This is a genomic window from Bacillus gaemokensis, assembly GCF_001590835.1.
GTDB lineage: Bacteria > Bacillota > Bacilli > Bacillales > Bacillaceae_G > Bacillus_A > Bacillus_A gaemokensis.
The window spans coordinates 1-5,399 of the sequence record NZ_LTAQ01000046.1 but is presented as its reverse complement, the minus strand read 5'-3'; the positions used below and the strand labels follow the sequence as shown (position 1 = coordinate 5,399).

The 5,399-nt window shown below is 34.4% G+C and carries 4 protein-coding genes and 1 pseudogene; 2 read left to right on the top strand and 3 right to left on the bottom strand.

All coding sequences use genetic code 11. The annotated features are described in order from the left end of the window. Positions 1–232 precede the first annotated feature (232 nt). Positions 233–1,105, top strand: coding sequence for an Rpn family recombination-promoting nuclease/putative transposase (locus AZF08_RS22980; protein ID WP_063177384.1), 873 nt, complete (start codon positions 233–235; stop codon positions 1,103–1,105). A gap of 599 nt (positions 1,106–1,704) precedes the next feature. Here the strand turns inward: AZF08_RS22980 and AZF08_RS22975 are convergent. Then, on the bottom strand, positions 1,705–2,412 hold the full coding sequence (locus AZF08_RS22975; protein ID WP_033679191.1) for an IS6 family transposase: 708 nt from the start codon (positions 2,410–2,412) through the stop codon (positions 1,705–1,707). A gap of 192 nt (positions 2,413–2,604) precedes the next feature. Continuing rightward, positions 2,605–4,026: pseudogene (locus tag AZF08_RS22970) on the bottom strand (aminotransferase-like domain-containing protein). A gap of 99 nt (positions 4,027–4,125) precedes the next feature. Between AZF08_RS22970 and AZF08_RS22965 the strand changes: the two are divergent. Continuing rightward, positions 4,126–4,728, top strand: a complete 603-nt coding sequence (locus AZF08_RS22965; RefSeq protein ID WP_033679192.1) for a LysE/ArgO family amino acid transporter — start codon at positions 4,126–4,128, stop codon at positions 4,726–4,728. A gap of 477 nt (positions 4,729–5,205) precedes the next feature. On the opposite strand, the gene AZF08_RS31570 is transcribed toward AZF08_RS22965, so the two are convergent. Further along, a partial coding sequence (locus AZF08_RS31570) for a hypothetical protein (protein ID WP_235604078.1) occupies positions 5,206–5,399 on the bottom strand: 194 nt, incomplete at its 5' end.

Genomic DNA, 5,399 nt, shown 5'->3' with positions numbered 1-5,399 from the left:
ATTTCTTGAGCAAATAGTTGTAATTCATCAGATACAGAAATAGACATACAAAAACGCCATCCTTTCCTATGAGTCTACAGAAAGAATAGCGTATTTTTTTCATTTTAGGGAGCGTTATAAAATTCTTAAGTTGATGGGCATGTAGGGTGACCCCTAAGAGCTTATTTGCATGTTCCACCTTTTTTTATGTACAATAAGAATAAGAGATGATATAGACAGGGAGAGGAAATCCATGTCCACTAAATTAGTAAATTTACGCATTGATTTTGCTTTTAAACAGTTATTTGGGACGAAAGGAAATGAGGAAATTTTAACTGGTTTCTTAAATGCAATTCTAAAAGAATCTTTAGATGCACCTATTACATCGCTACAACTAGAAGATCCACATCTCCATAAATCTTATGAAGATGATAAGTTATCGATTTTAGACCTATTAGCAACGCTAGATAATGGGACACAAGTAAATATCGAAATTCAGCTTCGGAATACACATGATATGGTGAAGCGATCTTTATATTATTGGAGTAAACTTTATACATCCCAAATGCAAGAAGGAATGCCATATCGTTCACTTCGGAAAACAATTACCATTAACTTATTAGATTTTATTTTGTTTTCTCAGGATGACGCATTTCATACCATCGGACAATTATGGAATACAAAAATGCAGCAACTATTAAGTGACGACATTGAAATCCATTTTGTAGAGATACCGAAATTGGTAAAACAATGGCGTGAAGAAAAAGTAAACCCGTGGGAAAATACATTTGTTCGTTGTCGTTGGATGTTATTATTACCAGCACATGAAGATGAACATTTAACTCAAACATTGGAGGAGATTGCGATGAATCAAGATCCAATTTTACAAAAGGCAATAAATAAATGGGAAAATATGAGCCATGACTCTTCTTTCCGAACAGCATATGAAGCTCGAGAGAAATTACTTTTAGATGAACAAGCTAAGCTAGCACATGCTCGTGAAGAAGGTTTAGAAGAAGGAAAAATCCAATTAATTCGTGGTATGCATAAGAATGGTATGCCGCTAGAAGACATTGCGAAATTCACAGATCTAAGTACAGAGGAAATCCGTAAGATATTATTATAATGGATGGAATTATAAAAGCTTTTTATTGTTGAAGGATTCACAGAAAAAGCGATCCCATGAATCCAGTAACCACAAGCAAAGAACCGCTTCTGTATCTATTCAGAAGCGGTTCTTTGCTTGTGGTTGCAAAAATTTTTTCATACAATTAGATACTTATGATATTGGATTCTGTTGTCAATTTTATTCAAAGGGAGGCTACATAAACTATGTATTTTTCTTGTATATCTCAAAAAAACAAGAATACTATACTTTTTGAGATATAAAATATTTTTGACTCAGTATTAAAACTTGTTGTTTAAAAGAATACTAATCTCGTGATAAGAGTTTCATTTATGAGAAGGTCCGGTCAACATCCTAGAACTGTTTGTTACATAATAATATCAGCGACACAGAACCTAAAAAATGAAGCAATTCACCTTTCTCGTCTCAATAACACAAGAATTCTCTTCATTTTGAGATATAAAATCACGTTTACTAATAACTACCGATAATATATGTTACGAAAACTAATGAAAAGTACGTGTTGTGAAATTCCTGGTTTTGGTGCAAATATATAACGGAAAATGAAAAGGGTAGTAAATTCCTAACGGAATCATCCTTTATCCAGTTAATCCAAATAATTGATTGATAAAGATATTCTGATTTTGAACAGACTGGTCCCGTAAAATAAGTTGCTGTTTTTTTATCATATGTATCGCTTCAATTCCAGAAATAGTGAATTTCGCTGTGTAAAAAGATTTAAATCCTAACATAGAACGAACTCGCTTTTTAATAAATCGATGATCTTGTTCGACTATATTATTGAGGTACTTCACTTGCCTAATTTGGATACCTTCTGGCATCTTTTTCTCTTTCTTTAATTTTTCTATTGCCATTGGATAAGCCGGATTCTTATCAACCGTTATAACACGAGGCTTAGAAACATGAAAAGACAGCAAAGCTTTCTTAAAGAATCGCTTTGCAGCCTCGCTGTCTCTGGTTTTATTGAGATAAAAATCACTGGTGTTTCCTTTTGAATCAACAGCACGATACAAATACATCCACTGACCTTTGACTTTCACATATGTTTCATCGACTCGCCAAGAATCATTGGTTGATTTCAGATGACGCCGTAATCGCTTATCTAATTCAGGACTATACTGATGAACCCATCGCATAATGGTTGTATGGGCTATTGATAATCCACGTTCTTCCATCATTTCCACCAAATCACGAAAGCTCAAATTATACCGTAGGTACCATCGCACAGTTAGCAAGATTATATCTGGTTGATAATGTTTCCACTTGAATAGACTTTGCTTTTCCATATTGATCACGTCCTTTTTTAGAGTACTAGTATCAGTTTGTCCAAGTTTTGGAGATTACTTACAAGAATCTCGAATTTTTTGCACCAGAACCGTCTGATAAAGGGGTACTAACATCTTTTCATGGATTTTATGCAATAATATATATTTTAGGGAAATACACAAATAGAGTATTCAATGCATTTAAGATAAGAATTAATGCCGGCTTAGTTCTAGTAAAATATTTAATCCTTTTTTTAATTCTTCCAATGATGCATAGGAATAAGACAGACGAATATGATGTAAATCGCTTGGTTCATATATATAACCTGGATTGATCAAAACATTTTGTTTAAGTAACTTTAAAAATAGCGCCTTATTTACAATAGGTTCATGAAACCTGAGCCATATATAAAAACTACCCTCAGATTTTTTCCATGTAGCGATTTTTTGAAATTGCTGTTCTAATATTTTTTCTACAAATGTAGCCCTTCTTTTCAATTGTTTACGAAGTGTAATCAGATGCTTTTCGTATAAGCCGGATGATATCCAGTGTGCGACGATTTCTTGAGAAAAGGCACTTGAACCATAATCTGTTTGCATTTTAATATCAGCTAATCGCTCAATTACAGGTGAAGGTGCAACAACCCAACCGATCCGTAATCCAGGACTTAGCGTTTTGGATACACTACCGATATAAAGAACTTGCCCTGATGTATCAAATGACTTTATGGCAGGAGATGATGATTCAAATAACAGTTCGTGATACACATCATCTTCAATAATCGGGATTTGTAGCTCTTTGCACGTATTGTATAGGTTGCTCTTTTCTTCCACCGACCAATTATACCCTGTCGGATTGTGTAATGTTGGTACACAGTAAAATAAAGATTGTCTTTTTCTTTTGAGTGCCCGTAGATTGTCTGTTAAATGTGCATCCCTGGAAACTGAAATCATACGCATCCCGGCGGATTGAAAGGGGTGCACAGAATTTAAATAAGAAGGTTGTTCTTGGAAGACAATGGATCTTTCTTCTAATAATCCAACTGCAATTAATTGAAGTGCTTGAAGTGCACCTGAAACAATTAAAATGTTCTCTGGTGTTGTTTGAATACCGCGTTTTTTTTAATAATTACATAAACCCCCTCGAAGCTTTTCACTTCCTTGTGGTGATGAATAGCCAATTGCCTTTGATTCAAGTGAAATCTTTTTTAACGACTGTTCAATTTGTTTCGTTGGGAGTAATTCTGGTGATAATTCACCTGTTCCAAGACGGATGATATGATCCATTTGCTCATATTCGTTGATGAGTTGAATCGTATGGTAGTTTGGTTTATGAATACTTGATTCAATGTGTTGCTGCCAATTTGGGTGAGATCTGTTCAAAAGCACATTCCACGAATTATTGGCCACAAATACCCCTGATCCCACTTTAGATTCGAGCAAACCATCCGCCCTTAATTCATCCAGCGCAAGTTGCACAGTACTTCGGTTCACATTAAATTGCGTTGCAAGTTGGCGCTGTGTTGGAATTTTTGTGCCAACAGTCCAATCACCTCGCTCAATATGAGACTTTATCCAATCTATAATTTGCTCTTGAACGGTCAAATGAGAATGACGATTTGGTTTCCATTTCATCTAATTCCCTCCTAAATTGGGTGGATAAAAAACCATCCAATTGGTTGTTTTCTTTTAGTTTTATCATAGTACGATAGTAATTGAAAGGGAGTTGATTATATGGAAGCCATTGTTCATGGAATAATCTTAGCATTCGGACTCATTTTACCTTTAGGGGTACAGAATGTATTTGTATTTTCACAAGGAGCCACACAGCCAAAACTAATTCGAGCACTTCCGGCGGCTGTTACAGCTGCACTATGTGATACATTTTTAATTCTTTTAGCCGTTTTTGGTCTATCTACTATCGTTTTACAATTTGAATGGCTACGACTTAGCCTAATGATTGCTGGAATTTTGTTTTTACTTTACATGGGATATGTTATTTGGAGGTCTGAGCCAACTACAAATGAAACGAATAAAGCATTACCAATCCGTCAACAAATCATCTTTGCTTTATCGGTTTCTTTATTAAACCCTCATGCCCTCTTAGATATAGTTGGTGTTATTGGAACAAGTGCATTAAAATATGTCGGAACGGAACAAGTTATTTTTACAATCACATGTATTACAGTATCTTGGATTTGGTTCTTTGGATTAACGTTCGCAGGTACAGTCATGAAGAAGATAGATGGTACAGGAGGTTTAATGAACATATTCAACAAATGCTCCGCCCTGTTTATCTGGGGAACTGCCATTTATCTTTTTATTGGATTAATATAACGTTAAATTATAAAGATATTATGTTCAGCACATAACCCATAAACGACCGTTTATGGGACTTTATTTATTACTACCCAAATAGAGAAAAATACTGTTTAAATCCAGTTTCAAAATTCATTACCAAAAATAAAAGGCCCTAACATATTAGTCATATATAATATGTAGGGCCTTTTATTTTAAGTTTTTGGGGGATTTAGGTCTTGATAATATACGATTTTCGCATTTTGTCCGAGCACCGTTAATGGGTAGTTGTTTTCTTAACGTACAGGGAACTGGTTGAAATGTGTCCAAATTGTGTCTAAACGTACAATTTTCCCGAAATGATATGGTGACCCATGCCCATCAACTTAAGAAATTAATTGTTCCCCCAAACGAAAAAAATAAGCTGAATTCTCATAAATAACTGTAAAAAGGTAAAATTTCCGTTTTCGTGATACTTAAAAATATTAGCTTGATGGATATGTATGTTGACCCCTACTAGAAAAAGAGAGCATTTTTGAGAAAAATGCTCTCTTTTTCATTAATTATTATACAGATCAAAATTCTAAAGGTAATTCTTCTAATGACCTCATTAGATAGTTTTCTTTCCATCTCACTTGCTCTCTTTTCTAAAGGTAATTCTTCTAATGACCTCATTAGATAGTTTTCTTTCCATCTCACTTGCTCTCTTT